This window comes from Saccharothrix luteola (assembly GCF_020859565.1).
GTDB classification, from domain to species: Bacteria; Actinomycetota; Actinomycetes; order Mycobacteriales; family Pseudonocardiaceae; genus Actinosynnema; species Actinosynnema luteola.
This window is the reverse complement of the sequence record NZ_JAJHUO010000014.1, coordinates 138,333-163,819: the sequence shown is the minus strand read 5'-3', so window position 1 is coordinate 163,819 and position 25,487 is coordinate 138,333. Positions and strand designations below refer to the sequence as shown.

27 protein-coding genes are annotated in these 25,487 nt (G+C 70.7%); 13 read left to right on the top strand and 14 right to left on the bottom strand.

Annotated features, from left to right (window positions below; translation table 11 throughout):
• Positions 1 to 20: 20 nt before the first annotated feature.
• From LNK82_RS20715 to LNK82_RS48330, 4 genes are all read right to left on the bottom strand, one after another.
• Positions 21 to 872 (bottom strand): ABC transporter permease, encoded by an 852-nt coding sequence (locus tag LNK82_RS20715; RefSeq protein WP_230568679.1) that lies wholly within the window; start codon positions 870 to 872, stop codon positions 21 to 23.
• Positions 869 to 1,690, bottom strand: a complete 822-nt coding sequence (locus tag LNK82_RS20710; protein WP_230568678.1) for an ABC transporter ATP-binding protein — start codon at positions 1,688 to 1,690, stop codon at positions 869 to 871. Before LNK82_RS20710 ends, LNK82_RS20715 begins: the two co-directional genes overlap by 4 nt.
• Positions 1,687 to 2,694, bottom strand: a complete 1,008-nt coding sequence (locus LNK82_RS20705; protein ID WP_230568677.1) for an ABC transporter substrate-binding protein — start codon at positions 2,692 to 2,694, stop codon at positions 1,687 to 1,689. Before LNK82_RS20705 ends, LNK82_RS20710 begins: the two co-directional genes overlap by 4 nt.
• Before the next feature lie 75 nt (positions 2,695 to 2,769).
• Complete coding sequence (locus LNK82_RS48330) at positions 2,770 to 2,853, bottom strand: putative leader peptide (RefSeq protein WP_372470534.1); 84 nt, start codon at positions 2,851 to 2,853, stop codon at positions 2,770 to 2,772.
• Positions 2,854 to 3,106: 253 nt separating this feature from the next.
• On the opposite strand from LNK82_RS48330, the gene LNK82_RS20700 reads away from it, so the two are divergent.
• Complete coding sequence (locus LNK82_RS20700; protein ID WP_230568676.1) at positions 3,107 to 4,024, top strand: TauD/TfdA dioxygenase family protein; 918 nt, start codon at positions 3,107 to 3,109, stop codon at positions 4,022 to 4,024.
• A gap of 444 nt (positions 4,025 to 4,468) precedes the next feature.
• Here LNK82_RS20700 and LNK82_RS20695 read toward each other — a convergent pair whose 3' ends face one another.
• Positions 4,469 to 5,020 carry a hypothetical protein gene (locus LNK82_RS20695; protein WP_230568675.1) on the bottom strand — a complete coding sequence of 184 codons (552 nt, stop codon included), beginning with the start codon at positions 5,018 to 5,020 and terminating at the stop codon, positions 4,469 to 4,471.
• Between LNK82_RS20695 and LNK82_RS20690 the strand changes: the two genes are divergently transcribed.
• A complete protein-coding gene (locus tag LNK82_RS20690; protein ID WP_230568674.1) occupies positions 5,001 to 6,374 on the top strand; it encodes a pentapeptide repeat-containing protein in 1,374 nt (457 codons plus the stop codon). The genes LNK82_RS20695 and LNK82_RS20690 overlap by 20 nt on opposite strands.
• Before the next feature lie 600 nt (positions 6,375 to 6,974).
• On the top strand, positions 6,975 to 7,280 hold the full coding sequence (locus LNK82_RS20685) for a hypothetical protein (RefSeq protein ID WP_230568673.1): 306 nt from the start codon (positions 6,975 to 6,977) through the stop codon (positions 7,278 to 7,280).
• Here LNK82_RS20685 and LNK82_RS20680 read toward each other — a convergent pair.
• From LNK82_RS20680 to LNK82_RS20645, 8 genes are all read right to left on the bottom strand, one after another.
• The gene (locus LNK82_RS20680) at positions 7,258 to 8,043 is read right to left on the bottom strand and encodes an IclR family transcriptional regulator (protein WP_230568672.1); all 786 of its coding nucleotides are present in this window, start codon (positions 8,041 to 8,043) and stop codon (positions 7,258 to 7,260) included. The two genes, LNK82_RS20685 and LNK82_RS20680, sit on opposite strands and share 23 nt — an antisense overlap.
• Before the next feature lie 39 nt (positions 8,044 to 8,082).
• A complete protein-coding gene (locus tag LNK82_RS20675; RefSeq protein ID WP_230568671.1) occupies positions 8,083 to 9,078 on the bottom strand; it encodes a sulfate/molybdate ABC transporter ATP-binding protein in 996 nt (331 codons plus the stop codon).
• Positions 9,075 to 9,899, bottom strand: coding sequence for a sulfate ABC transporter permease (locus LNK82_RS20670; RefSeq protein ID WP_230568670.1), 825 nt, complete (start codon positions 9,897 to 9,899; stop codon positions 9,075 to 9,077). Before LNK82_RS20670 ends, LNK82_RS20675 begins: the two co-directional genes overlap by 4 nt.
• Complete coding sequence (cysT, locus tag LNK82_RS20665) at positions 9,892 to 10,749, bottom strand: sulfate ABC transporter permease subunit CysT (RefSeq protein WP_230568669.1); 858 nt, start codon at positions 10,747 to 10,749, stop codon at positions 9,892 to 9,894. The genes LNK82_RS20670 and cysT overlap by 8 nt, the downstream gene beginning before the upstream one ends.
• Positions 10,746 to 11,771: a sulfate ABC transporter substrate-binding protein gene (locus tag LNK82_RS20660; RefSeq protein WP_230568668.1), complete on the bottom strand. Its 1,026-nt coding sequence runs from the start codon at positions 11,769 to 11,771 to the stop codon at positions 10,746 to 10,748. Before LNK82_RS20660 ends, cysT begins: the two co-directional genes overlap by 4 nt.
• 216 nt (positions 11,772 to 11,987) lie before the next feature.
• Positions 11,988 to 12,131, bottom strand: a complete 144-nt coding sequence (locus LNK82_RS20655; protein ID WP_230568667.1) for a hypothetical protein — start codon at positions 12,129 to 12,131, stop codon at positions 11,988 to 11,990.
• Positions 12,128 to 12,508 carry a hypothetical protein gene (locus LNK82_RS20650; RefSeq protein WP_230568666.1) on the bottom strand — a complete coding sequence of 127 codons (381 nt, stop codon included), beginning with the start codon at positions 12,506 to 12,508 and terminating at the stop codon, positions 12,128 to 12,130. The genes LNK82_RS20655 and LNK82_RS20650 overlap by 4 nt, the downstream gene beginning before the upstream one ends.
• Before the next feature lie 197 nt (positions 12,509 to 12,705).
• A complete protein-coding gene (locus tag LNK82_RS20645; RefSeq protein WP_230568665.1) occupies positions 12,706 to 13,242 on the bottom strand; it encodes an NADPH-dependent FMN reductase in 537 nt (178 codons plus the stop codon).
• A 345-nt stretch (positions 13,243 to 13,587) separates the two neighbouring features.
• Between LNK82_RS20645 and LNK82_RS20640 the strand changes: the two genes are divergently transcribed.
• The 6 genes from LNK82_RS20640 to LNK82_RS20615 all read left to right on the top strand — a co-directional run bounded on the left by LNK82_RS20640 (position 13,588) and on the right by LNK82_RS20615 (position 20,140).
• Positions 13,588 to 14,346 carry a GntR family transcriptional regulator gene (locus tag LNK82_RS20640; protein ID WP_230568664.1) on the top strand — a complete coding sequence of 253 codons (759 nt, stop codon included), beginning with the start codon at positions 13,588 to 13,590 and terminating at the stop codon, positions 14,344 to 14,346.
• Between the two features lie 139 nt (positions 14,347 to 14,485).
• On the top strand, positions 14,486 to 14,713 hold the full coding sequence (locus LNK82_RS20635) for a 4Fe-4S dicluster domain-containing protein (protein ID WP_230568663.1): 228 nt from the start codon (positions 14,486 to 14,488) through the stop codon (positions 14,711 to 14,713).
• A gap of 12 nt (positions 14,714 to 14,725) precedes the next feature.
• Positions 14,726 to 16,075, top strand: a complete 1,350-nt coding sequence (locus tag LNK82_RS20630; protein ID WP_230568662.1) for an ABC transporter substrate-binding protein — start codon at positions 14,726 to 14,728, stop codon at positions 16,073 to 16,075.
• A complete protein-coding gene (locus tag LNK82_RS20625; RefSeq protein WP_230568661.1) occupies positions 16,072 to 16,842 on the top strand; it encodes an ABC transporter permease in 771 nt (256 codons plus the stop codon). Before LNK82_RS20630 ends, LNK82_RS20625 begins: the two co-directional genes overlap by 4 nt.
• Positions 16,839 to 17,504 carry an ABC transporter ATP-binding protein gene (locus LNK82_RS20620; RefSeq protein ID WP_230568660.1) on the top strand — a complete coding sequence of 222 codons (666 nt, stop codon included), beginning with the start codon at positions 16,839 to 16,841 and terminating at the stop codon, positions 17,502 to 17,504. The genes LNK82_RS20625 and LNK82_RS20620 overlap by 4 nt, the downstream gene beginning before the upstream one ends.
• Positions 17,504 to 20,140 carry a fumarate reductase/succinate dehydrogenase flavoprotein subunit gene (locus tag LNK82_RS20615; protein ID WP_230568659.1) on the top strand — a complete coding sequence of 879 codons (2,637 nt, stop codon included), beginning with the start codon at positions 17,504 to 17,506 and terminating at the stop codon, positions 20,138 to 20,140. The genes LNK82_RS20620 and LNK82_RS20615 overlap by 1 nt, the downstream gene beginning before the upstream one ends.
• Before the next feature lie 130 nt (positions 20,141 to 20,270).
• On the opposite strand, the gene LNK82_RS47795 is transcribed toward LNK82_RS20615, so the two are convergent.
• Positions 20,271 to 20,549: a serine hydrolase gene (locus LNK82_RS47795; protein WP_230568658.1), complete on the bottom strand. Its 279-nt coding sequence runs from the start codon at positions 20,547 to 20,549 to the stop codon at positions 20,271 to 20,273.
• Positions 20,550 to 21,263: 714 nt separating this feature from the next.
• On the opposite strand from LNK82_RS47795, the gene LNK82_RS20605 reads away from it, so the two are divergent.
• The 4 genes from LNK82_RS20605 (at position 21,264) to kdpB (ending at position 25,483) form a co-directional block, all read left to right on the top strand.
• Positions 21,264 to 21,470 carry a hypothetical protein gene (locus LNK82_RS20605; protein ID WP_230568657.1) on the top strand — a complete coding sequence of 69 codons (207 nt, stop codon included), beginning with the start codon at positions 21,264 to 21,266 and terminating at the stop codon, positions 21,468 to 21,470.
• A gap of 238 nt (positions 21,471 to 21,708) precedes the next feature.
• Entirely contained in the window at positions 21,709 to 21,810 is a 102-nt protein-coding gene (gene kdpF, locus LNK82_RS20600) for a K(+)-transporting ATPase subunit F (RefSeq protein ID WP_033434554.1), read from the top strand.
• On the top strand, positions 21,810 to 23,432 hold the full coding sequence (kdpA, locus tag LNK82_RS20595; RefSeq protein WP_230568656.1) for a potassium-transporting ATPase subunit KdpA: 1,623 nt from the start codon (positions 21,810 to 21,812) through the stop codon (positions 23,430 to 23,432). The genes kdpF and kdpA overlap by 1 nt, the downstream gene beginning before the upstream one ends.
• Positions 23,429 to 25,483, top strand: coding sequence for a potassium-transporting ATPase subunit KdpB (kdpB, locus tag LNK82_RS20590; protein WP_308257241.1), 2,055 nt, complete (start codon positions 23,429 to 23,431; stop codon positions 25,481 to 25,483). Before kdpA ends, kdpB begins: the two co-directional genes overlap by 4 nt.
• Positions 25,484 to 25,487: the final 4 nt, after the last annotated feature.

Below are 25,487 nucleotides of genomic sequence, written 5' to 3'. Positions count from 1 at the left end.
TCCTTTCCGTACTCGGTGGATCAGGAACCGACGGGAACCCGCCAGGACGTGAACCGGCGCTCCAACGCGACCAGCAGCTGGTTGAACACCACGCCGATGGCCGAGATCGTGATGATGCCCGCGTACATCTGCGGGATGGCGAAGTTGAACTGCGAGGCGTTGATCAGGTAGCCGAGCCCGGCCTTGGCCCCCACCATCTCCGCGGCCACCAGCACCAGGATCGACACCGCGCCGGCCAACCGGATGCCGGTGAACACCGTGGGCACCGCGGCGGGCAGGATCACCTTCTGGAAGAGCCGGAACCCCGACAGGTCCACCGACCGGGCCAGCCGCAGCAGGGTCGGGTCGACACCACGCACCGCGCTGATCGTGTTGAGCAGGATCGGCCAGGTGCACGCGTAGAACACGATGGCGATCTTCGACGTCTCACCGATGCCGAGCAGCAGCACGAACACGGGCAGCAGGGCCAGCGCCGCCGTGTTGCGGAAGACCTCCAGCAGCGGCCCGAGCAGCGACGCCACCGACTTGTACCAGCCGATCACCAGGCCCAGCGGCACGGCCACCGCCACCGCGAGGCCGAACCCGGACAGCGACCGGGCCAGGCTCGCCCCGGTGTTGTCCAGCAGCTGACCGTCGGCGGCCAGCCGCCACCACGCGTCGAGCACGGTGGAGAACGGCGGCAGGAACGTGTCGTCGACCAGGCCCAACCGGGGCGCGGTCTCCCACACCCCGAGCAGCAGCACGATCGCCACGACCTTGCCGACCGTCGTCACCAGCGCGTCGACCACCCGGCGTGCGACCGGCGGCCCGGCCACCCGGCTCGCGGGCCCCTCCTCGTCCACGGACGGTCGTGACTCCAGCAGCGCGGTCATACCGCCGCCACCTCCTTCTCCTGTTGCTGTGCGCGGGAGACCTCGTCGTGCAGCAGCTCCCAGATCCGGTGCCGGTAGCGCGTGAACCCGGCGCCGGAGCGCAGGTCGGCCTGGCCGGTGCGGTCACCGAGGTCGATCGGGACCACCTCCTTGACCCGGCCGGGCCGCGAGGTCAGCACCGCCACCCGCTGCCCCAGGTAGACCGCCTCGTCGATGGAGTGCGTGATGAACACGACCGTCTTGCCGGTGCGCTGCCAGATGCGCAGCAGCTCGTCCTGCAGGGACTCGCGGGTCTGCGCGTCCAGGGCCGCGAACGGCTCGTCCATCAGCAGCACGGCCGGGTCGTAGGCCAGGCTGCGGGCGATCGCGACGCGCTGCCGCATACCGCCCGAGAGCTGGTGCGGGTGCCGGTCCTCGAAACCGCCCAGCCCCACCAGGTCCAGGAACTCGCGGGCCCGTCCGGACCGCTCCCGGCGTGGCACACCGGCCGCCTCCAGCCCGAACTCGACGTTGCCCTGCGCGGTGCGCCACGGCAGCAGCGCGTACTGCTGGAACACCACGCCCCGGTCCAGGCCGGGCCCGGTGATCGGGGCGCCCTCCAGCAGCACCTGGCCCTCGCTCGGCTCGGTCAGCCCACCGAGCAGGTCCAGCAACGTGGACTTGCCGCAGCCGCTCGGCCCGACCAGGACCAGGAACTCGCCGCGCTCCACGTCCAGGTCGACACCCCGCACGGCGGTGAACTCGGTGCGCCGCCGGGACGCCCGGTCGCGGACCACGAACCGCTTGGTCACGTCGCGGAAGCTGATGTGGGTGCTCACGCCGCCACCCCGTTGAACTCGTTGGTGTAGAGGTCGGCGAGCGCGACCTGGTCCTTGGTGATCTCGCCGCGCTCGGCGAGCCAGTCGACCCAGAGCGCCAGCTCCTCGTCCACGATCCGGCCGCCCTTCCCGGCGACACCGGTGGACTTCCAGTACCGCAGCGCGGCCGGGTCCTCGTTGCGCCCGCGCTTGGTGAGGATGTCGACCTTGCGCGCCACCACCTCGTCGCGTGGCGTCGTGCGGCTCCACTCGATGGCCTTCGCGACGCCGGTGACGAAGGTCCGCACGGTGTTCGGGTTGTCCCTCAGGAACTTCTCGGTGAACACGTACGTGCCCGCGGTGAACGCGCCCAGCAGGTCGAAGTCGGAGAACAGCTTGCGCAGACCGCCCTTCTCCAACGCCTTGTCGCGCAGGATCCCGCCCAGCACGCCGACCTCGAGCTGACCCTGCCGCACGGACTGCTCGATGTTGACCGGCGGCACCGCGATCGGCTCCACCTTCTCGATCTCGTCGGGGGACAGGCCGTTGCGCTTGAGGTAGATGCCGAGCATGGCCTCGTGGTGCGCGCCCAGGGTGTTCATCCCGACCTTCTTGCCGATCAGGTCGCGCGCGGAGGAGATCGGGCTGTCCTCCAGCACGTAGAAGCCGCTGAAGGCGGCCTCGTCGGAGCCGTAGTAGCCGATCACCGACCTGATCGGGGCGCCGGCGGCCTTGAGCTTGACCACCGCGCCGTTGAACGCGCCGCCGAAGTCGACCTGGCCGGTGGCGGCGGACTGGATGTCCTGCGGGCCGCTGGTGGTGTTGCCGACCCACTCCAGCGTCACGTCGCCGAGGTGACCGAGGTCGGCGGCCAGTTCGGGCAAGGTCACGTCACCCGCCCAGCCCTGGTAGCGCAGCGTCTTGGTCTCGACGCCGCCACCGGCGCCCGCGGTGGAGCAGCCGACCGCGGCCGCCGTCAGGCCGAGGAGGGTGAGGCCGAGGAAGTTCCGTCGCGTGCTGATCACGGCGAATCCTTTGTTGGGGATAACGGGCAGGCCGAATCACCGGGCACCGGCGCCCGGGGTGGAAAGGAAGAGGGGTCAGCGACCGGCGCGACAGAGGGCGCCGGCTTGCCGTCGGAGATCGACGTGCCGGCGAGAGGTGAGGGTGACGGCTTGGCTCACGTGCCAGAGCCTCACACCGAGGTCAGGCGGGGTCAACGGGCTCGGCGACCGTCCCACATCATGGAGTCGGCCGTCCGCCGAGCTGGACACGGGCCACTTCCTTGCGCAGCGCAAGGAAGTGCCGAGGCGGTCGCCGACGTCAACCGCGTCCGCGTGCTGGGAAGATTTAATTCACCACCGCGCAATGTTGTGCCCGCACCGCCCGAATCTCCATCGTGAAGTGCGAACGCATTCCCACGAGAGGACAACGACGATGACCGCACAGCTTTCCGACACGATCACCGTCCACCGGCTCGGCGCGGGCATCGGCGCGCGGGTCGACGGCGTCCGGCTGGGCGGCGACCTGTCCGAGGGCGCCGTCGCGACCGTCCGGGACGCGCTGCTGGCGAACAAGGTGGTGTTCTTCCGCGGCCAGGAGCACCTGGACGACGCGGGCCAGCTCGCCTTCGCCCGGCTGCTCGGCGAGCCGACGCTGGCCCACCCGACCGTCAAGGGCCGCGAGCACACCAACGTGCTGCCGATCGACTCCGACTACGGCAAGGCCAACAGCTGGCACACCGACGTCACCTTCGTCGACCGCGTGCCCGCGATCAGCATCCTGCGCGCCGTCGAGCTGCCCCCGTACGGCGGCAACACGGTGTGGGCCAACACCGTGCGCGCCTACGAGGAGCTGCCGCCGGCGCTGAAGGCGTTGGCGGACCGGCTGTGGGCGGTGCACAGCAACGTCTACGACTACGCCGGGCTCGTGGACTCGACCCGCATCGGCGGGGTGGACGTGAAGGAGGAGTCCTACCGCGAGGAGTTCGAGTCCCAGCGCTACGAGACCGAGCACCCCGTGGTGCGCGTGCACCCGGAGACCGGCGAGCGGGCGCTGCTGCTCGGCCACTTCGTCAAGCGGATCGTCGGCCTGACGACCGCCGAGTCGCACACCGTCTACCACCTGCTCCAGGACCGCGTGACCCGACTGGAGAACACCGTGCGCTGGCAGTGGGCCGACGGCGACGTGGCGATCTGGGACAACCGCGCCACCCAGCACTACGGCGTCGCCGACTACGACGACGCACGCCGTCGCCTGCACCGCATCACCATCGCGGGCGACGTCCCCGTCAGCGTGGACGGCGTCACGAGCACCACGGTCGTCGGCGACGCAGCCCACTTCTCCGCCCTCTGACCCGACCGTCCCGCGGGAAGGCGATCGTCGCGCCCGGGACCGGGGGAGCCCCGCTCAGGCCGACCAGCCGGAGCGGCCCGGCCGGCCGGCCGTCGTGCCGTGCCGATCGGCAGGCCGGCCGAGCCGTCCCCCGCCACGGGCGCTGCCCGCGGGGTGAACCGGGCGCGGTAGTCCTCGCCCGTGGCCTTGACGGGCGGACGTGACGTCGGAGGTGCGAACGCATCACCCCCAGTCTGGTCAGCCCGATGACCATGTACATGTGGCAACCGGAGAAGAACCAGTGGGATCTCGCCTTGAGCATCCTTCAGGGAACGTGCCGGCAACTCCAGGACGTCTTCGCGCTCTCCGTACAGGAGGCGTGGAGCCGGATCGGGTGCTGCCCGATGTACGGGGACAACGGGGGGCACGGCGACTGGACGACGGACAACCGGCAGTCCCTGTGGTTCAGGCGAGCGGCTTGAGGACGGTCAACGGGACGTCGAACACGAAGGGCTTGCCGTGACGGTCGCTCAACCACCCCGTGCCGACCGTGGCGATGTCGTCGTCGATGTGGTCGACCGTGCAGCCGACGAAGGCAGGTCGAGGGTAGGTCGCGTCCGGAGTCAGGTCCGTGCCGTCATCGAAGTAGGCGACCTTGCCGACCAGTTGATGTGGCCTTCCCATGGTGGCCTGCGTGTCGTGCCCGACGGGCGGGCATACCCGCTGCGGCTCTCGGCACAGCCACTTCGGCACACCCTCGGCACAGGCGCCGCAGAACCTCGACCGCAGCAGGCGTCCAGCCCGCCTGGCGTGCCTCCGGAACGCCGCCACGGCGACCGACGATGATCCGGATATGCCCGAGGACCGCCCAGCTCTCCCACCGCCCTCCCGTCCGGCACGCGGTGAGCAGTCCGCCAACCACTGGCCCATGCCGCCGGCGACACCATCCACGTCGCGCACGCCGCTGGAGCCGATGCCGCGCAGGGTGATCGCGACCGTGGCGGCTCTGATCGCCACAGCGACGATCGGCCTGGTGGTGGTGTTGTGGTGGGCGGCCACGGCCGGTTTGTCCGGAGCAGAGCTGGTGAACGCGCGGTTCAACGCACTGCGCACGGGGCTGAGCATCGGAGTGGGCGGAGGCGGGATCTTCGCGCTGTACCTGGCGTGGCGACGCCAGCACGCCACCGAGATCGGGCTGGTGCAGAAGGAACGCGACCAGGCCGATGTCGCGCGCGCCTACGAACTGCAACGCGAAACCGCCGAGCACACCCGCCTGCACGCCGAACGCGTCGCAGCCACAACGGAGCGCGACGCCGAAGCGCGCCGGATCACCGACCTTTACGCGAGATCGGTGGAGCAGCTCGGGTCGGACAAGGCCCCAGTACGTCACGGCGGCCTGTACGCCCTGGAACGTCTCGCGCTGGACCACCCCGACAACCTCGCTCTGCGCCAGACTGTGGTCAACGTGATCTGCGCCTACCTCCGCGCTCCCTTCGATCTCCCTGGCGAACCTCGCGACGCCGACACGGATCGGCCTGTCCGCGACGAGCGCCACGAACAGGTTCAGGAGCGCGAGGTTCGCCTGACCGCCCAGCGCATCCTCACCTCCCACCTGTACTCGGGCAGTGACGACGACTACCTCGCAGCGACCTTCTGGCCCGACACCGACCTCGACCTCACCGGCGCAGTTCTCATCGACTGGGACATGAAGGACTGCCTACTGCGTAAAGCGACATTCAAGCGGACTATTTTTGCTGGGCATGCAATATTCTCTGGAACGACCTTCACCGGCAATGTGCAGTTCAGTGGGGCGATGTTTTCCGACGATGCCCTGTTCGGCAGGGCAACGTTCACCAGGAACGTCCAATTCAATGGAACTGCATTCAACGGGGGTGCTCGATTCGACGGGGCAAAGTTCATCATGCATGCGGGGTTCAGTGAAGCGACTTTCGCTGAAGGGGCCTTGTTCGAGGGGGCGACGTTCACCGGGAAGGCTCTTTTCAACAAGGCAAGGTTCAGTGGGGACGCCCAATTCGGCGGAGTCAAATTCATTACGTATGTCGAATTCAATGAGGTGATGTTCGCTGGAAACGCCCTGTTTTGGGGAGTGGCGGTCGAGGATGCCTACTTCAACGGGGCGGCATTCAGTGAGGACGTCCGATTCGATGAAGCAAACTTCATCAGGGAGACGCAGTTCAAGGGAGCCACGCTCCGCCACGCTCCACCTGGACCGCGTGCCGTCTTGTGGTGGCCCACGAGATGGCGACCCTCGTTGGATCACACGGCGATCGAGGGTCGCGAAGGCACCTGGCATCGCCTTCTCGGGCGCGGCGAAACCGATGAGCCGGCTTCCCCGTCCGATGATGGCTGATCCCCGGTCCGTTCCCGATCGCGGTACCCGGCGGCGCAGGTTGGCTTCAGTGCCAACCCTGACGGTGGCACACAGTCTGCCCGTCGCCGTGAACGCCGGAATTAGGTGCTGGTAAACGTGGAAGGCAAGTAGGTCCTCGGCGCGACTATATTTGTCACTTCGAAAGTCGGCGGTGGCTGCATCGACACTGGTCGGCGTCCGGTCGATCGGGCCGCTTTCGGGCGGCGTGGTCGACCGGCTGCCGCACCTGACCGCGCTGCACGCGGCGTCGGCCGCGCCGCACCCCGGCGCCCTGCCCGCGCCGCCACCGCTCAGGTACTCCGACACCCAGATCCGGGAGATGGAAGCGGAGGACGCCGAGGCGTACAGCCGCGCCGTGGGGGAAGAGGCCGAGGACTTCGGCCCCAAGCCGCTGTCGGTCACGCGCTACCCTGCCGACGACGAACCGGAGTTCGGGCGGGTGCCCGCGCCGCGCCGTCGCGCAGCGGTCCAGCTCGGTCCGGCCGCGACGGCGCCTCCGTTGGCGGTGCAGTTCCGGGAACCCGCGCTCGCCGGGAGGCGACCGTCCTGGTCGCTCCTGCGGAACGTCTACCGGCTTCGATGCCGACTACTACCGGGCCCAGCAGCGCTTCGTCCGCGCCGCCGTCGACCAGGCCCAGACCGCCCTGGCGGCAGCTCGACCCGCGCGCCCAGTCCGCCTCGCGGATGGAGGAGGTCCGGCCGCAGGTCGTCACGGCGGTGGAAGAGGCACAGCGGGAGCCGGCGGCGCTTGCGCCGCGGTACATCGCGGGCACGCTGCCGGCTGCGGGCGCGGTGTCGGCTCCGCTCGCGCTGCTGGCGGCGTCGGCGTTCCTGGGCCGCCAGGTGAACGGGCTTGAGGAGCCTAGCTCGTGGGCGGTGCGGTGAGCAGGGGTGCGACGCGGTGCGTGGTCTCGTCCAGCAGGGCGGCGAGTTCGGGGAGGCGGTCGTCGGTGATGCGGACGGTGGGGCCCTGGATCGCGATGGCGCCGAGCACTCCGCCGCCCGGGCGCGGCACGGGGGCGGCGATGGCGCGGACGCCGGGGTCGCGTTCCTCGTCGTTGAGGGCCCAGCCGCGTTCGCGGACCAGGTCGAGCTCGGCGCGGAGCTGGTCGCGGTCGGTGATGGTGCGGTGGGTGGCCCGGACGAGGTCGCCGAGGCTCTCGATCTGCTTGTCGATGTCGCCGCCGAAGGCGAGCAGGCACTTGCCCATCGCGGAGACGTGCATGGGGACCCGGCTGCCCGACTCCTGGTTGAAGCGCAGCGGTTGGCGGGACACCACGTCGAGCACGACGCGGACCTCGTCGCCGGCGCGGATGCCCAGGTTGATCGACTCGCCGGTGGCGGCGGCGAGCTCTTCCAGCAGGGGCAGCGCCTGCTGGTAGCCGAGTCGCCGCGCCGCCTTCTCGCCGAGCACGACGAGCGAGGGACCGAGCTGGTAGCGCTCGCTGCGCGGGTCCTGGACGAGCAGACCGGCCTCGGTCAGCGTGCGGGCCAGGCGGTGAGTGGTGCTCACGGTCAGGCCCGTCCGCTGCGAGAGTTCCGTGATGCCCACGCCGCCGTCGTCGGCCTCGACGCAGCGCAGGACGCCGAGTGCGCGCTCGACGGCCTGGGCACCGGATCGTGGCTGGTTGGGTGGTGCGTCGGTCACGCCGGCATCCTCGCACACCAGCCGGCGGGCCACGCGCTGTCACGAGTTGGCGGGCACCAGCTCCCCCGGCGGCGGTCCGGCCACGGGAACCGTGGGCGCGCCGAGGGCCGGTCGCACCCACAGGCGGTCGCCGGCGCTCACGCCCAGTGCCAACTGCTGGGTCCGGGTCATCGTGACCAGCACCCGCTGGCCGCCGACGGCCAGCTCCACGCGGACCTCGAAGCCGATCCGGGTCACCCGCTCGACCTGCCCCTGCGCGGCGCCGCCGGGGTCGGTCTCGTGCAGGCGCAGGTCGTGCGGGCGGATCAGCTCGTCGCCGAGTCGGGTGACCGGACCGAGGAAGCGCATGACGAAGTCGTTGGCCGGCTCGTCGTAGAGCTGGTCGGGAGTGCCGACCTGCTCGACGCGACCATCGTTGACCACCACGATCTCGTCGGCGACCTCCAGCGCCTCGTCCTGATCGTGGGTGACGAAGATGGTGGTCACGTGCACCTCGTCGTGCAGCTTGCGCAGCCACTCGCGCAACTCCTTGCGGACCTTGGCGTCCAGTGCGCCGAACGGCTCGTCGAGCAGCAGCACGGCCGGCTCGACCGCGAGCGCGCGGGCGAGGGCCATCCGCTGCCGCTGCCCACCCGACAGCTGCGCGGGCAACCGGTCGCCGAACTGTTCCAGGTGGACCAGTTCCAGCAGTTCGTCGACCCGCCGGCGGATCTCGTCCTTGGGGCGCTTGCGGATCTCCAGCCCGAACGACACGTTGCGCCGCACGGTCAGGTGCTTGAACGCCGCGTAGTGCTGGAAGACGAACCCGACGTTGCGCCTGCGGGCCGGGTGGTGGGTGGCGTCGACCCCGTTGATCTCGACCTGCCCGGAGTCGGCGGTCTCCAGCCCGGCGATGATCCGGAGCAGGGTGGACTTGCCGCCGCCGCTGGGCCCGAGCAGCGCGGTGAGCCCGCCGGAGGGGATCTCCACGGAGACGTCGTCGAGGGCGACGAAACGCCCGAAGTTCTTGGACACGTTGCGGACCGCGATGCTCAACGGGTGGCCCCTTCCTGCGGGCGGATGAGCGAGACGACGACGAGGCACAGGATGGCGGCGAAGGCCAGCAGGAACGAGGTGGCGTAGGCGGTGTTCTGCTCGAAGTCCTGGTAGCGCTGCTCGACCACGAGCGTCGCGGTCTGCGTGCTGCCCACGATGTTGCCGGACACGATCTTCACCGCGCCGAACTCGCCGAGGGAGCGGGCGAGGCTCAGCACGACGCCGTACACCACCGCCCAGCGGATCGCGGGCAGCGTGATCCGGCGGAACACCTGCGCGGCGTTGGCGCCCAGGCTCCTGGCCGCCTGTTCCTGCTCGTCACCGATCTCCTGCAGGACCGGGACCACCTCGCGGACGACCAGCGGCAGCGCGACGAACGTGGTGGCCATGACCATGCCGGGCATGGCGAAGACCACCTCGAACCCGGTGGCCTGGAGCACCGGTGAGAACCAGCCGTCGACGCCGCCGTAGACCAGCACCAGCGCCAGGCCGACGACCACGGGCGACACCGACAGCGGCAGGTCGATCAACGTCGACAGCACCCGTCGCCCAGGGAAGCGGTAGCGGACCAGCAGCAGCGAGACGCCCACCCCGAACACGGTGTTGATCACCACGGCGCTGAACGCGACCTGGGCGGTCAGCCACAGCGAGCGGGTCACCAGCGGGTCGGACAGCGCCTCCACCATCGTGTCGAGGCCGTCGGCGAACGTGTGCCGCGCGACCAGCGCCACCGGCCAGACGACCAGCAACCCCAGGTAGCAGATGACGATCCCGCGCAGCACGTAACGGACCCGGGAGCGCGGTGCGGTGCGGTCAGCCACGGCGTGCCACCCTTCGCTGGATCACTTCGAGGGCCGTGATCACCGCGAGCGCCGTCGCGAGCAGCAGCGTGGCCACGGCGGCGGCCGAGGAGAGGTCGCCGTTCTCGATGTAGGTCAGGATGCGGACCGAGGTCACCTCGGTGCGCATCGGCAGGTTGCCCGACAGCAGCACGAGCGAGCCGTACTCGCTGATCGCCCGTGCGAACGACATCGCCGCACCCGCCGAGATCGCCGGCAGCAGGCTCGGCAGGACGATCCGCCGGAAGATCACCGGTGCGCTCGCGCCGAGAGAGGCGGCGGCCTGTTCGGCCTCGGTGTCGAGTTCGGCGAGCACCGGCTGCACGGTGCGCACCACGAACGGCAGCGTCACGAAGAGGAACGCGAGGAACACCGCGGTCCGGGTGTTGGCGACGTCCACGCCGATCGGGCTGCGCGGGCCGTACAGGGACAGCAGCACGAGGCCCGCGACGATGGTCGGCAGGGCGAACGGCACGTCGATGACCACGTCGAGCACCCGCTTGCCCGGGAAGTCGTCCCGCACCAGCACCCACGCGATCAGCGTGCCGACCACCACGTTCACCGCGGTCACCAGGAAAGCCTCGGTGAGGGTGAGCCGGATCGCGGCGAACGTCTGCTCGTCGACCAGCGTCTGCCAGAACGCGTCCCACCCGCCCGCCGAGGTCTCCACCACGACCGCGATCAGCGGGATCAGCACCAGCAGGCTGAACCACAGCGTCGCGACGCCCAGCCCGATGCGCGACCCGGCCTCCAGGTTCGACCGAGGGGTGGTCCGGCGCCGCCGCGCCGGACCGGTTCCCGTCGTGTCGACCGTGACGTCGACCGAGGTCATGACTTGCCGGTGTCCTTCTGGATGAGGGTGATCAGACCCTTGTCCTGGTCGAAGAACTTGTCGGCCGCGGCGGGCCAACCACCGAAGTCCTCGGCGATCGTCAGCAGTTCCTTGGGCGCGGGGAACGGGTTGCTCTTGTCGTTGGCGCCGGCGACCTCCACCGAGATGCCGTCGGTCACGGGCCGGAAGCCCTTCTTGGCGAACTCGGTCTGGCCGGTCTCGCCGAGCACGAAGTCCAGCCACTTGGCGGCCTTGGGGTCGGCGTTCTTGAGCGTCGCGCCCGGGTTCTCGATCAGCAGGGTGGTGTCGGGCACGAGGTAGTCGAAGTCCTCGCCGCTCTGCCGCGCGAGGATCGCCTCGTTCTCGTAGCTGATCAGCACGTCACCGGTGCCGCCGGTGAACGCGGTGGTGGCGTCCCGGCCGCTGCCGGGCAGCGCGGAGACGTTGGTGAAGAACTTCGTGAGGTACTCACGGGCGTCGTCCTCGGTACCGCCGGCCGCGATCACGTGGCCCCAGGCGGCGAGGATGTTCCAGCGGGCGGAACCGGAGGAACCCGGGTTCGGCGTCACGATGCCGATGCCGGGTTCGACGATGTCGTCCCAGCCCTTGATGCCCTTCGGGTTGCCCTTGCGCACCACGAGCACGACGACCGAGTCGGACACGATCCCCTTGGTGGGGCCCGAGTTCCAGTCCTCGGCCACGAGACCGGCCTTGACGAGCCTGGTCACGTCCGTCTCCACGGAGAAGTGCACGTAGTCGGCCTTCAGCCCGCTCGCCACGGCGCGGCTCTGGTCGCCGGACGCGCCGTAGGACTCCTGCCAGGTCACGCCCTCGCCGTCCGGCGTCTTCGCCCACGCCTGTTGGATGGCGTTGTTGGCCGCCTTCGGGACAGCGAAGCCGACCAGCGACAGCGTCGTGCCGCCGACCGCACCCCCTCCTGTTCCACACGCGCTCACAGCGAGCACCGTCGCTGCCGCCAACGCGGCCAATCTGCTGGGTATGGAACGGGTCGTCCTGCTCATGGGGACCTCCGTGCGGCGGGAGCGGGCTTCGCAAACGCCCGCAGAGTACGGCGACGGAGACCATGTGGAAACGGCTCCCACAATGCGGACAAGTGCGCACGGGAGCGGTGGGCGGCGCCTGTCGGCGGCCCTGTCACAATGTGGGATCGTATTCCACAGATGGCGCGGGCGCCAGTGGTGGACGACGGCATCGCGGTACCGACCGCCCGTCCTGATCTAGGCCACCGACTCGTTCACCTTCCCGGCGGCCAGGAACCGCAGCAACGCCCGGCTCACGTCGTCGTTCTGCCGGAAGGCCGGGTTGTTCGTCCGCGGCCGGGCGAAGGCCGCCTGCGCCCGGTTCGTCGTGTAAGGCCTCACGACGAACCGGCGTGCGTGCGGCACCCTCGACTCATCCAGCACGCGGCTGTCCGACGCGTCCACGGCGACCTGCCCGTCCCGGCGCGAGCAGTTCCTCGAGCCGGTCCGCTGGCGAAGTAGCCGAACAATCCCCGCCACCACGCGAGATCCCCGGTCAGGCGACCGGACGCGGCGAGCTGCGCGAGCTGCCCGACAACGCCCAGCAGGGCGGTGAACGCGCCCAGGTCCGCGCTGAACGCCTGGTCGCTGCGGCGAGCGAGGTCGGCGGTGGTGTAGTCGTGCGGGAATTCCTGGAGATCGTCGGACGAGCCGAACACGAGGCCGTCGAGGGGGCGGTCCAGGCGCTCGAAGTCCAACCGGTCCACGGCGGCGGGCACGGCCGACTCCTCCAGTGATGCTCACCGGCATCCTGACCCTAATCGTGTCCGGCTGAACGGCGGTCGACGTCTGACGGTGGTGAGCGGCCGGACCCGGGCGCTTCGACAGCCCCGGTCCGGCCGTGCCGCTCCGGCGTCGCGACCACGGTGTTACGCCCATCCCGGTGCCGAGGCGGCCTGTCGGTGGAAGCGGTTCGTCACAGGACGACTTCCGGCGTCGGGACGAGTGCGTTGAGCGCATCGGCGTCAAGCCGCCTCACGAACACCTCCGTCAGCTCGTCGTGCGTCCCGGCCAGTGCCGACTCGTTGAGGAACACCCCGCGTCCCGCGACGCGTCCGCCGAGCTCGACCAGCAACGGCCGCAGGTGCACTTCGACCGCCAGCGCGTGCCGGTCGGAGGCAGCGATCTGCAACGGCACCACGACCTTGCCCCGCAACCAGTCCGCGGGCGCGCGGTCCAACACCGCCTTGAGCAGGCCCGTGTACGTCGCCTTGTAGGTCGGCGTCGCGATCACGAGCACGTCGGCGCGCGCCAGCTCGTCGAGTGCCGACTGAACCTTCGCCCCTCCCGGGGTGAACACCTCCTGGGCGAGATCCGCCGCGTCGACGAGCGGTCCGGCGTCCGAGACCTCGTGCCTGAGCACCTGGCGCACCGCGTCGCGCAGCGCGAGGGCCGCGTGCCAAGTGCGTGAGGCCGGACGCGGATTTCCGGCCAGCACTCCGATCCGTGTCATGGACGTCCCTTCCCGGTGGGGGTTGCCGGTGTCCTTTGTGGACCAATCAATCGGGCGTGGTGGAGATCGCGCTCGCCTGCGGACGGAGAGGTCGATGTGGCGGCGCGCACCGAAGCACGTCGATGCTGGCACCCGGACCGCTGTCGGACCAAGAGGGCTCAGGATGTGGGAGAATGTCGTTAACAGAGCCATTTCCGCGCCGACACGCGCTCCACGGGGCCGTCCACATCGTGGACAGTGCCCCGGGTGGCGGAACTGGGCCGTTGTCGCAGGAAACCCCCCGCTTCAGGTGGCGTAATCCGGTCGTTACCTCGCGTCCCGGCGGCAGACCGCAGACTGTGCCGCGTGAGCAGCCCGCGACCGAACCCGTCCGAGCGGCGCCTGCGTGCCGACCGGGCGCGGCAGGCCGCCGACGTCATCCGCCAGCTCGTCGTCCAGCGCGCGTTCCCCAACGGCGCACTGCCCGACGAGCGCTTCCTCGCCGCCGAGTTCTGCGCCTCCCGCAACAGCATCCGCGAGGCGCTCGACCTGCTGCGCGAGGAAGGGCTCATCGAACGCGTCCCCGGGGTCGGGACGGTCGTGGTGGCGGAGAAGTACGCGCACGGCCTCAACCGGCTCATGGGACTGGCCGAAACCCTGCGCGAGCACGGCGAGGTCGGCAACGACGTGCGGGCCGCCGGGCTGGTCCGGCCCCCCGGCCCGGTGGCGCAGCGACTGCGGCTCGCGGAGGGTGAGCAGGTCGTCTACGTCGAACGGCTGCGCCGGCTCAACGGGCTGCCGCTGTCGCTCGACCTCACCTACCTGCCGCGCGACGTGGGTGAGCCGCTGTTGGAGGAGGACCTGGAGAACCGGGACATCTTCTCGCTCATCGAGCGCACCAGCGGGCAGCGCCTGGGCACGGCGGCGGTGACGCTGGAGGCGGTGAACGCCGACCTGCACTCGGCCGCGGTGCTGGAGGTGCCGCACGGGTCGGCGTTGCTGGTCGTGGAGCGCCTCAGCCGCTTCACCGACGGGCGCCCGGTGGACCTGGAGTTCATCCGGATGCGCGGCGACCGGCTCACCATGCGCGCCGAGCTGGTGCGCGGCCCGTTGGAGGCGCGGTGAACGTCGCCCCGCGCTTCCGCCTGCACGTCGACCTGCGCCGGCAGGCCAGCGCCATCTGTCGCTAACCCCTTCGCATCCCGTCCGAGCTGCGTCCACGAGGACGCAGCCGTCCTGTCGCACCCTTCCCAGGAGAACCGCTGTGGCTCTGGTGAACAACCGCGCCGACGTCCCGGTGACCATCGACCAGTCGCTGTGCATCGAGGGGTGCCGGCTGTGCGTGGACATCTGCCCGTTGGACTCGCTCGCCATCAACCCCGACACCGGCAAGGCGTTCATGCACGTGGACGAGTGCTGGTACTGCGGACCGTGCGCCGCGCGCTGCCCGACGGGCGCGGTCGAGGTCAACATGCCCTACCTGCTGCGCTGAAAGGGAACGACGATGTCCAAGCGAATCCTCGGCGCGGCAATGGTTGCCGCCATGCTGACCTCGTGCGTCGCCGGCGCGGCGTCGGCCGACGTGGTGCCCGTGGTGGTCGGCTACCAGTCCAAGACCATCAACACCGTCACTGCCGGCACCCTGCTGCGCGAGCTGGGCCACTTCGAACGCAGACTGGCCGACCTGGGCGCGCGGACCGGCAAGAAGTACGAAGTGGTCTGGCAGGACTACGACACCGGCGCGCCCATCACCGCGCAGATGCTCGCCGCGAAGATCGACATCGGCTCGATGGGCGACTACCCTCTGCTCATCAACGGTTCCCGCGCGCAGAAGCTCGGTGACGAGGGCACCCGCATGGTGTCGGTCACCGGCTACAACGCCCGCGGCGCGTTGAACATGGTGGTAGTGCCGCCGGACTCGACCGCGACCACGCTCGCCGACCTGGCCGGGCAGCGGGTGTCCGCCAGCGTCGGGTCCGCCGGGCACGGCACGCTCGTGCGCGCGCTGGGCGACGTCCAGGTGACCGTGGAGAACCAGCAGCCCTCCGTCGGCGCCTCCGCGTTGCAGGCGGGCAACGTCGCCGCGCTCGCACAGTTCGTCGCGTGGCCCGGACAGCTGGTGTTCGCCAAGCAGGCCAAGCTGCTCTACGACGGCGCGGCGCTCGGCCTGCCGACGCTGCACGGCGTCGTGGTGCGAAACCAGTTCGCCCGACAACAGCCGGACGTCCTGGCCGAGTTCCTGCGCGCCCAGGCCGACGCCACCCGCCACCTGCACGAGGAGCCGCTCGACGCGGCGCAGGTCGTCGCGAAGGCGACGGGTCTGCCGGTCGAGGTCGTGTACCTCTACAACGGTCCGAACGGCATCGCCACGTTCGACCTGAGCCTGAAACCCCTCCTCCGCGACGCCTTGAAGCAGGACGTGCCGCTGCTCGAGTCCATCGGCAACATCGAGGAACTGGACGTCGACCGGTTCATCGACGACGGGCCGCTCAAGGCCGCGGTCGGCGAGGGCGGCGCGGACACCGCCAACCCGGCGAGGATCACCGGCAAGGACACCGCGTGCGGCCTCGACGTGACCGACCCCGCCACCGCGAGCGAGGTGTGGTTCGAGGGCGAGGAGACCACCCACCCCGCCGCCAACCCGACGTGCCTGCTCAAGCTGATCAACCAGAGCGGCAAGAAGGTCCGGGTGGCGTACGTGCCCGACGCGGTCACCGGGACCCGGTGGTTCGCCGACCACGCGCACTGGGTCCGCGCGGACGACGGAACCCTGCTGCCGCACACGACGAAGGCCGCCGCCCGGGGCGTCGTGCTGGACTACGCGCAGGCGCTGGCCGCGGCGGGCAAGCCGTGAGCGCGCGGTGGGTGCTGAGGATCGGCTCACTGGCCGCGGGACTGCTGCTGTGGCAGGTCCTCACGGCCACCGGGACGACCGCGTGGCTGCGGTTCGACCGGTTGCCGACCGTCGTCGAGGTGGCGTCGCGGCTGGCCGAGGAGACCGGCACCGCCGGGTTCTACACCGACCTGGCCGCGAGCCTCGGCCGCATCGGCACCGGGTTCCTGCTCGCTGCCGCGCTGGGCACCGCGCTCGGGATCGTCGTCGCACGGTCCAGGCTGCTGGGCGACGTGCTGCAACCCCTGTTGGAGGTGGTGCGGCCGATACCCGCCATCGCGCTGGTGCCCATCGCGATCCTGCTGTTCCCCACCGACGAGCAGGGCATCGTGTTCATCACGTTCGTGGCCGCGTTCTTCCCGATCCTGGTGAGCACCCGGCACGCGGTGCGGGCGCTGCCGACGATGTGGGAGGACGCCGTCCGCACGATGGGCGGCAGCCGGCGGCACGTCCTGCTCAAGGTCGTGCTGCCGGGCACCCTGCCCGGCGTGTTCGGCGGCCTGTCGGTCGGCATGGGAGTGGCGTGGATCTGCGTGATCTCCGCCGAGATGATCTCCGGCCGGTACGGCGTCGGCTACCGAACCTGGCAGGCCTACACGATCGTGGACTACCCCGGCGTAATCGTCGGCATGGTCACCATCGGGCTGCTCGGCTGGCTGACGTCCTCCGCGGTCGAGCTGGCCGGACGACGCGTCACGCGGTGGCTGCCGAGGGAGGCCAGGGCATGAGCGTCCGCGTGGAAGGTCTGACCGTGCGCTACGGCGACGCCGTGGTGCTGCGGGACCTCGACTTCGACGTCAGCACCGGCGAGACCCTCGTCGTGGCCGGGCCGTCGGGCTGCGGCAAGTCGACGCTGCTGCGCGCGATCGCGGGCCTCACCCCGGTCGCGGCGGGCCGCGTCGTCGTGGACGGGCAGGAAGTGCGCGGCACGTCCCGGGACCGCGCGATGGTGTTCCAGGAGGACGGGCTGCTGCCGTGGCGCACCGCCCAGCGCAACGTCGAGTTGCCGCTCGCCCTGCGAGGGGTGCGCCGGACCGAGCGGCGGACCGTCGCCCGGCGGTGGCTGAGCCGCGTCGGCCTCGTGGGCTTCGAGCGGCACCTCCCGCGCGAGCTGTCCGGCGGGATGCGGCAGCGCGTGCAGCTGGCCCGAACCCTCGCCCAACGACCGAAGGTGGTGCTCATGGACGAGCCGTTCGCCGCCCTGGACGCGCAGACCAGGGCCGACATGCAGGAGCTGGTGGTGGAGGTGCTGCGGGAGGCCGGCACGACCACGGTGTTCGTCACGCACGACGTGGACGAGGCCGTGGTGCTCGGCGACCGGGTCGTCGTGCTCGGCACGGGCGAGGTCGACGTGCGGCGCGAGGCGATCCTGGCGGCGGTGATGGCGTGATGGAGATCCCCGACATCTCGCGACGCGTGCGGCTGGAGTGCGACGTGCTGGTCGTGGGCGGCGGCACGGCCGGCTCGATGGCCGCGATCACCGCCGCCGAGCACGGGAAGAACGTGCTGCTGCTGGAGAAGGCGCACGTGCGGCACTCCGGCGCCCTGGCGATGGGCATGGACGGCGTCAACAACGCGGTCATCCCCGGCAAGGCGACACCGGAGGACTACGTCGCCGAGATCACCAAGGCCAACGACGGCATCGTCGACCAGCGCACCGTCATGCAGACCGCCACCCGCGGGTTCGCCATGGTGCAGCGGCTCGAGCGGTACGGGGTGAAGTTCGAGAAGGACTCCTACGGCGACTACCACGTGCGCCAGGTGCACCGCTCCGGCAGCTACGTGCTGCCCATGCCGGAGGGCAAGGACGTCAAGAAGGTGCTGTACCGGGTCATGCGCGAGCGCCGCATGCGGGAACGCATCCGCATCGAGAACCGCGTGATGCCCGTGCGGGTCCTGGTGTCCGAGGGCCGGGCGGTCGGCGCGGTCGGGTTCAACACCCGCACCGGCGAGTTCGTCACCGTTGCCGCGGGCGCCGTCATCCTGGCCACCGGCGCGTGCGGTCGGCTCGGCCTGCCCGCCAGCGGCTACCTCTACGGCACGTACGAGAACCCGACGAACGCGGGCGACGGCTACGCGATGGCCTACCACGCGGGCGCGGAGCTGTCCGGTATCGAGTGCTTCCAGATCAACCCGCTGATCAAGGACTACAACGGCCCGGCGTGCGCGTACGTCGGCAACCCGTTCGGCGCCTACCAGGTGAACCGGCTGGGGGAGCGGTTCGTCGACTGCGACTACTGGTCGGGGCAGATGATGGCCGAGGTGGCGCGCGAGATCGCCTCGCCACGCGGACCGGTCTACCTCAAGGTGACGCACCTGCCGGAGGAGTCGCTCTCCGCGCTCGAGGGCATCCTGCACACCACCGAACGCCCCACCCGCGGCACGTTCCACGCCGGCCGCGGGCACGATTACCGCACCCACGACATCGAGATGCACATCTCCGAGATCGGGTTGTGCGGCGGGCACTCCGCGTCCGGCGTGGCCGTCGACGAGAACGGTGCCACCACCGTGCCCGGCCTCTACGCGGCGGGCGACCTGGCGTGCGTGCCGCACAACTACATGATCGGCGCGTTCGTGTTCGGCGACCTCGCGGCCACGCACGCGTCGGAGCACGGTGTGCCGCCGGGACCGCTGCCCGAGGACCAGATCGCCGCCGCGCACGAGCTGGTGTACCGGCCGCTGCGCAACCCCGACGGCCCGCCGCAGCCCCAGGTCGAGTACAAGCTGCGCCGGTTCGTCAACGACTACCTCGCGCCCCCGAAGACCGGGACGAAGCTCCTGATCGCCCAGGAGTCGTTCGCGCGCATGGCAGGCGAGATCGCCGGCATGGGCGCGCAGACCCCGCACGAGCTGATGCGGTGCGCCGAGGTGACGTTCATCCGCGACTGCGCCGAGATGGCCGCGAAAGCGTCCCTGATGCGCACCGAAAGCCGGTGGGGCCTCTACCACGACCGCCTCGACACGCCGGATCGCGACGACGAGAACTGGTTCCACCACCTCAACCTGCGCAAGAACGACGCGGGGGAGATGGAGTTCGTCAAGCGACCGGTGCACCCGTACCTCGTGCCGGTGGACGGTCTCGAACACCGACCGGGTCAGGTCGAGTTCCTCGGATCGCCGTCGATTCGAGCGGCGTCGGTCGCGACCACCCGCGCGTCCGGTGGCGTCGTCGGCTCCGACCGGCTGCTCGACCTGGTGGCCCTGGCCGACGAGCACCCGGACCTGGCCCGGTTGGAGGAGTACCTGCACGACCCGGACCCGGCCGTGCGCCGGGCCGCCGTCGCGACCATCACCGAGGTCGTGCCGGAGGCCTTCGAGTTCGCCCTGGTCCGCGCCATGGCCGACGCGGACGAGGCGGTCCGGACGGCCGCCGCGGCTGGTCTGCGGGAACTCGTCGAGGTCGTGCCGCGCGGGGAGGCGCTGCGGCGCGCCTTGGAGGAGTCGCCGTTCCGTTCGGTGGCGCTGGAGGTTCTGTGGGCACTGAAGCTCGGCACCACCGAGGTCTACGCGTCGGCCCTGGCCGACGCCGATCCGGAGGTGCGTTCGGCGGCACTGCGCGGCCTGGTGTCGTTGCGGGAACGGGTTCTCGTCGAGTCGCTCGCCGATGATCCCCGGCGCGAGTTGCGAGTCCAGGTGGCCAAGGGCCTGGGCACCCTGGCCGACCCCGCCGCGGTTTCGACGTTGCAGGCGCTGGCGGGCGACGCGGACGCGTTGGTACGTGCGGCGGCTCTGGAGGCCGGGGGGCAGATCGGCCGTCCCGCCGCGCTCCAGCCCGTGGCACGGGCAGCGCTCACCGACCCGGCGTGGCAGGTGCGCGTCGGAGCGGTGCAGGCCATCGACGACCCGGACGCCGTCCTGCCGATGCTGGGTGACGGCAACATCGACGTGCGCAAGGCGTCCGTGCGAGCTTTGACCAGGTGGGCCCGGTCGCCCGCCGTGAGGTCAGGGCTGTCGGACGCACTGGCCGACACCGACGCCGACGTCCGGGCCTACGCGCGGCACGCGCTGGAAACACCGAACAGGTGAAGTCCAGACTGATTTGAAAGAGACCCGGTGATCGAGGTGAGCACGGAACCAGACCACCGTCGGGCCTGTGGGCTCCCAGCGGACCCGCTACGCCGCGTGTTCCGCGTTCCCGCCAGGCCGGGTCGCGCCGCTACCCGAGGCAGGCCCGGACGGCCTCGGCCAGGTTCGTCGCCCGGAGGTCGTCGGGACGGTGGTTCCAGTGGTTGGTGACGTAGCCGAAGCCGATCCGGGCGTCGGGGTCGGCGAAGGCGGTGGACCCGCCGGAGCCAGGGTGGCCGAACGACCCCGGACCGGGCATCGGCAGCGGCGCGCAGGCGCGCCAGAACCCGAGCGACATGTTGAAGGAGCGCTCGGCCGGGATGTTCAGCTCCGGCGGCACCCCGTGCAGCCGGGTCCGGTCGGTCTGCACGGCCGTCGCCCTCCGGACGGTGCGTCGCAGGCGTCCAGGGGGCTGATGTCGGAGTACGAGGTGCCGAGCGTTGCTTGGTCGCGGTTCGCACGGTCTCGGTGTCGGGCGGGACAGGCGGTGGAGGTCGACGGCGAAGGGGCCGTCGTGGTCCGCGTGCATGAGCGCGTCGAGGCCGCCGGGCTCCGGTGCGCCCAGGTCGGTGAACAACGTGCCCGTGTAGAAGTCGGGGCTGGTGTCGAGGGTCTGGCCGGTGCCGGTGGTCGTGCCGATGACGCGGTAGCCCCCACCGAGGGCGGTCGGCCAGGTGCAGGCCCAGCGTGGTGAACGCGGGCATGCCGGGCAGGGTGGCGGGCCATCGCTGGATGTGTGCCTCGTGGGCGGCCAGCACGATCCGGTCCTCGCGGCGCAGGATCCACTCCAGGTGGGCCCGCACCTGCGTCCACCTCAGCATCAGGCTGACCATGCCGTCGCCCATCAGCCGGCCGGCCTGGTCGGGGTCGGTCGCGCCGCGGACCCAGGCGTCGACCGCCCAGCCCTCGGTGAACCCGGGCTCCAGGGCGTAGGCGCCGAACCCTTGCCGTTCGACCAGGTAGCGGCACAGGCGGTGGCGCAGCAGGTAGGACTCGGCGTTGTAGTGCGCGCTCTCCCCGATGGCCACCACCCGCGCGTCGCCGACCACCTCGTCCAGTCACTCCGGGGCGTCCAGCGGCCCTGGTGGCCGACTCCATCGGCTACCGCCAGGGCACCCTCTGGCTCACCCCCGACGAGCTCACCGGGCTGGCCGGCGAGCTGATGGGGATCTTCCGGGCCCGCGCCGCCAACGGACCCGCGCCGGGCCGTCGCCCCTACCTGCTCAGCCCGGTCTTCTTCCCGATCGGGACGGTGCCGGATGCCGAGCACGGGTCGCCGCAGGACGAGTGATGAGGCCGGGATCTCTCGGCCGTCAACAACGCGTATGGGACCCCATCGGGGGTGTCAAGGACTCGTCAGGCGCCCATTGAGCAGCCAGTTCCGGAGGCATCCTTCCCGGCATCGCGGTCCCGCGTCCGGGACTGCTCGGAGTCGGGAAGGGGCGCGGGATGGCCGATCTGGCCTACGTGCTGCTGATCATGGGTGTGTTCCTGGTGGCGGCGCTCGGGGTGCGCGGTCTGGGGCGGTTGTGAGCGGCACCGGTGTGGTGGCCAACGCCGTCGGCGGCGTGCTGGCCCTGCTGTTGATCGGGTACCTGTTCGTCGCGCTGATCCGACCGGAGAAGTTCTGATGTCCCCGACCCTCGCCGGCCTGGCGCAGGTCGGTCTGCTGGTCGTCGCCTTGGCGGTGGCGTACCGGCCGTTCGGCGACTACATGGCCCGCGTGTACACGAGTGCCCGGCACTCCGGGGTCGAACGCGCGGTGTACCGGGTCGCGCGTGTCGACCCGGACTCCGAGCAGCGCTGGGGCACCTACGCGTTGAGCGTGCTCGGTTTCTCGTTCGTCGGCGTGGTCCTGCTCTACGTGCTCCAACGGGTGCAGTCGGTGCTGCCCTGGGACTTCGACCGCGGGAACGTGCCGCCGGGGATGGCGTTCAACACCGCGGTCAGCTTCGTGACCAACACGAACTGGCAGTCCTACGTGCCCGAGACCGTCATGGGCCACGCCGTGCAGATGATCGGCCTGACGGTGCAGAACTTCGTCTCCGCCGCGGTGGGCATGGCGGTGGCCGTGGCCCTGGTGCGCGGGTTCGTACGGCACCGCACCGATCGGCTGGGCAACTTCTGGGTCGACCTGACCCGCGGCGTGGTGCGCGTGCTGCTGCCGGTGGCGTTCGTGTTCGCGATCGTGCTCGTGGCCACCGGCGTGGTGATGAGCCTGAAGTCCGGTGTGGACGTCGACGGGCAGACCGTGGCGACCGCGCCGGTGGCGAGCCAGGAGGCGATCAAGGAGTTGGGGACCAACGGCGGCGGGGTGCTCAACGCCAACTCCGCTCACCCGTTCGAGAACCCCAACGCCTGGTCCAACCTGATCGAGGTCTTCCTGATCCTGCTCATCCCGGTCTCGCTCACCCGCACCTTCGGCACCATGGTCGGCGACCGCCGGCAGGGGTACGTCCTGCTGGGCGTGATAGGTGCTTTGTGGACGGTCATGCTCGCCGTCATCTGGGTGGCCGAGGCGAATGGCCTGCGGCCGCTGGAGGGCAAGGAACTGCGGTTCGGCATCCCGGGCAGCGCGCTGTTCGCCAACAGCACCACGGCCACGTCCACCGGCGCGGTGAACTCGATGCACGACAGCTTCACCGGTCTGGGCGGTGGGGGAGCGATGCTGAACATGCTGTTCGGCGAGATGACCCCGGGCGGTGTCGGCACCGGCCTCTACAGCATCCTGGTCATGGCCGTGATCGCGATGTTCCTCGCCGGGCTGATGGTCGGTCGCACGCCGGAGTACCTGGGCAAGAAGCTGGGCCGCCGTGAGGTCACGGCCGCCGCCGTGTCGATCCTGGCCATGCCGACCGTGCTGCTGCTCGGCGCGGGCATCGCCGCGATCCTGCCTTCCACGCGGGGTGCGGTGAACAACCCGGGTGCGCACGGCCTGTCGGAGATCCTCTACGCCTACGCCTCGGCGTCGAACAACAACGGCAGCGCGTTCGCCGGCATCACGGTCACCGGCGACTGGTTCCAGGCGTCGCTGGGCGTGTGCATGGCGTTGGGCCGGTTCGTGCCGATCATCGCCGTGCTGTGCCTGGCCGGTTCGCTGGCCGCGCAGCGGAAGGTGCCGGTCACGGCGGGCACGCTGCCCACCACCGGCCCGCTGTTCGCCACCCTGCTCGGCGGAGCGGTCGTGCTGGTCGCCGCGCTGACCTTCGTTCCCGCCCTCGCCCTCGGTCCGATCGCGGAGGCCCTGTTGTGAGCACCACCACCGAACACCCACCGCGGACTCCGGAAGAGATCCGCGAACGCCACCCGCACCACCTGGGCCACCAAGTCGCCGCGGGCATCTTCAACCCCCGCCAACTGCTCGTCTCCTTCCCGGACGCGCTGCGCAAGCTCGACCCCCGCCACCAGGCGCGCAACCCCGTCATGTTCGTCGTGTGGGTCGGCTCCCTGCTGGTCACGGTGTTCGCCATCGGCGACCCGGGCGTGTTCACCACCGCCGTGGCGGCGTGGCTGTGGCTGACCGTGCTGTTCGCCAACCTCGCCGAGGCCGTCGCCGAGGGTCGGGGCAAGGCCCAGGCCGACTCGCTGCGCAAGGCCAAGACCGACGCCGTCGCGCACCTGACCGACGGCCGCACCGTGCCGGGCACCCAGCTGGAGGTCGGTGACCTCGTGGCCGTCGAGGCCGGGCAGGTGATCCCCGGTGACGGCGACGTGGTCGAGGGCATCGCCACCGTGGACGAGTCCGCGATCACCGGCGAGTCCGCGCCCGTCATCCGCGAGTCCGGCGGCGACCGGTCGGCCGTCACCGGCGGCACGACCGTGCTGTCGGACCGGGTCGTCGTGCGCATCACCGCGAAGCCGGGGGAGACGTTCGTCGACCGGATGATCGCCCTCGTCGAGGGGGCTCAGCGGCAGAAAACGCCCAATGAGATCGCCCTGACGATCCTGCTCTCGACGTTGACGATCATCTTCCTGCTCGCGGTGGTCGCGCTGCAGCCGTTCGCGGTGTACTCCGGCGGTGAGCAGTCGGTGATCGTGCTGACCGCGCTGCTGGTCTGCCTGATCCCGACGACGATCGGCGCGCTGCTGTCGGCCATCGGCATCGCGGGCATGGACCGGCTGGTGCAGCGCAACGTGCTGGCCACCTCCGGCAAGGCGGTCGAAGCCGCCGGGGACGTGGACACGCTGCTGCTGGACAAGACCGGCACCATCACCTGGGGCAACCGGCGCGCCACCGACCTGATCCCGGCGCGCGGCACGTCGCTGGACGCGCTCGTGGACGCCGCCCGGTTGTCGTCGCTGGCCGACGGCACCCCGGAGGGCCGCAGCGTGGTCGAGCTGTGCGCCGAGCGCCACGGCCGCCCGGCGGAGGCGGACGAGCACGAGAAGACCGGCGAGTTCGTGCCGTTCACCGCGCAGACGCGGGTCAGCGGCGTCGACCTCGACGGGCGGCGCGTGCGCAAGGGCGCGGCGAGCGCGTTCACCCTCGACGGGGCCACCAGGGCGGTGGTCGACGGGATCAGCGCCGAGGGCGGCACACCGCTGGTGGTCGCCGTGGACGACCGCGTGCTGGGCGTGATCAGGCTGTCGGACGTGGTCAAGCCCGGCATGAAGGAGCGCTTCGCCGAGCTGCGCGCCATGGGCATCCGCACCGTCATGGTCACCGGCGACAACCCGCTCACCGCCCGCGCCATCGCCGCCGAGGCCGGGGTCGACGACTTCCTCGCCGAGGCCAAGCCCGAGGACAAGATGGCGCTGATCCGGCGCGAGCAGGAGGGCGGCAAGCTGGTCGCGATGACCGGCGACGGCACCAACGACGCCCCCGCCCTCGCGCAGGCCGACGTGGGCGTGGCCATGAACACCGGCACCTCGGCCGCCAAGGAGGCCGGGAACATGGTCGACCTGGACTCCGATCCCACCAAGCTGATCGAGGTCGTGGCGATCGGCAAGCAGTTGCTCATCACCCGCGGCGCGCTGACCACCTTCTCGGTGGCCAACGACCTGGCCAAGTACTTCGCCATCCTCCCGGCCATGTTCGCCGCCATCCACCCCCAGTTGGACGAGCTCAACATCACGCACCTGGCTTCGCCGCGGTCGGCGATCCTCTCCGCGGTGATCTTCAACGCGGTGGTCATCGTCGTGCTGATCCCGCTCGCGCTGCGCGGCGTGCGGTACAAGCCCACCAGCGCCGCCGCGCTGCTGCGGCGCAACCTGCTGGTCTACGGCCTCGGCGGCGTCGTGACGCCGTTCGCGGGCATCTGGCTGATCGACCTCCTCGTCCGACTCATCCCCGGAATCGGGTGACCCG

Bases quoted from the DNA above. Each gene is read 5' to 3' on its own strand.
- LNK82_RS20715 (WP_230568679.1), bottom strand. From the start codon at position 872: ATGACCGCGCTGCTGGAGTCACGACCGTCCGTGGACGAGGAGGGGCCC.
- LNK82_RS20700 (WP_230568676.1), top strand. From the start codon at position 3,107: ATGACCGCACAGCTTTCCGACACGATCACCGTCCACCGGCTCGGCGCG.
- LNK82_RS20685 (WP_230568673.1), top strand. From the start codon at position 6,975: ATGCCGACTACTACCGGGCCCAGCAGCGCTTCGTCCGCGCCGCCGTCG.
- cysT (WP_230568669.1), bottom strand. From the start codon at position 10,749: ATGACCTCGGTCGACGTCACGGTCGACACGACGGGAACCGGTCCGGCG.
- LNK82_RS20660 (WP_230568668.1), bottom strand. From the start codon at position 11,771: ATGAGCAGGACGACCCGTTCCATACCCAGCAGATTGGCCGCGTTGGCG.
- LNK82_RS20645 (WP_230568665.1), bottom strand. From the start codon at position 13,242: ATGACACGGATCGGAGTGCTGGCCGGAAATCCGCGTCCGGCCTCACGC.
- LNK82_RS20630 (WP_230568662.1), top strand. From the start codon at position 14,726: ATGTCCAAGCGAATCCTCGGCGCGGCAATGGTTGCCGCCATGCTGACC.
- LNK82_RS20620 (WP_230568660.1), top strand. From the start codon at position 16,839: ATGAGCGTCCGCGTGGAAGGTCTGACCGTGCGCTACGGCGACGCCGTG.
- LNK82_RS20615 (WP_230568659.1), top strand. From the start codon at position 17,504: ATGGAGATCCCCGACATCTCGCGACGCGTGCGGCTGGAGTGCGACGTG.
- kdpA (WP_230568656.1), top strand. From the start codon at position 21,810: ATGTCCCCGACCCTCGCCGGCCTGGCGCAGGTCGGTCTGCTGGTCGTC.